Annotated in this window: 1 protein-coding gene and 1 pseudogene; both read right to left on the bottom strand. The window is 67.4% G+C overall.

The features are described 5' to 3' along the window. Positions 1-374 (bottom strand): alpha-amylase family glycosyl hydrolase (locus CW362_RS42865; protein WP_240658358.1); only part of this gene is annotated, 374 nt, incomplete at its 3' end. Further along, positions 371-837 (bottom strand): annotated as a pseudogene (locus CW362_RS42860) (alpha-1,4-glucan--maltose-1-phosphate maltosyltransferase); the annotation flags it as partial. The gene CW362_RS42865 and the pseudogene CW362_RS42860, both read right to left, overlap by 4 nt.

The raw sequence follows: 837 nt of genomic DNA, 5'->3' as shown, positions 1-837 counted from the left end.
TGGTCGCTGGTGTGGTTCATGACGAAGTCGATGATGACGCGCATGCCGCGCTGGTGGGCGGCGTCGACGAACTCGACGAAGTCGGCGAGGTCGCCGAACTCGGGGAGGACGGCGGTGTAGTCGGAGACGTCGTAGCCGCCGTCGCGCAGGGGGGATTTGAAGAAGGGGGGCAGCCACAGGCAGTCGACGCCCAGCCATTGGAGGTAGTCGAGCCGGGCGGTCAGGCCCTTGAGGTCGCCGATGCCGTCGCCGTTGCTGTCCTGGAAGGAGCGGACCAGGACCTCGTAGAAGACGGCGCGTTTGAACCACTCGGGATCGCGGTCCTTGGCCGGGGTGTCCTCGAACGTGTCCGGGACGGGCTCGTTGACGATCATGTGGTGGGTGACCCTCCGATCAGTGGTGAGGACGGTCGCAGGACGGTGAGGATGTGCGCGGGCCGGTCGCCCGGCTCCAGGCGCACGTAGTTGGTCCTGCCCCAGTTGTAGGTCTCGCCGGTGAGCTCGTCGCGCACCGGTACCGACTCGTGCCAGTCCAGGCCGAGTTGCGGCATGTCCAACGAGACGGTGGCCTCCTGGGTGTGGTGGGGGTCGAGGTTGACCACCACCACGACCGTGTTCGAACCCTCGGCGTCCGTCGCGGACTTGGAGTAGGCGATCACCGCCTCCTGGTCGGCGTGGTGGAAGTGCAGGTCGCGCAACTGACGCAGCGCGGGACTGCGCCGTCTGATCCGGTTCAGTCGGGTGATCAGCGGGGCGATGGTGCGGCCCTCGTGTTCGGCGGCGGCCCAGTCGCGTGGGCGGAGCTGGTACTTCTCGGAGTGGAGGTATTCCTCGCTGC

The sequence above is a fragment of the Streptomyces populi genome, from assembly GCF_002911015.1.
Lineage (GTDB): Bacteria > Actinomycetota > Actinomycetes > Streptomycetales > Streptomycetaceae > Streptomyces > Streptomyces populi.
The sequence above is the reverse complement of the archived record's forward strand: the minus strand, read 5'-3'. Positions and strand labels throughout refer to the sequence as shown.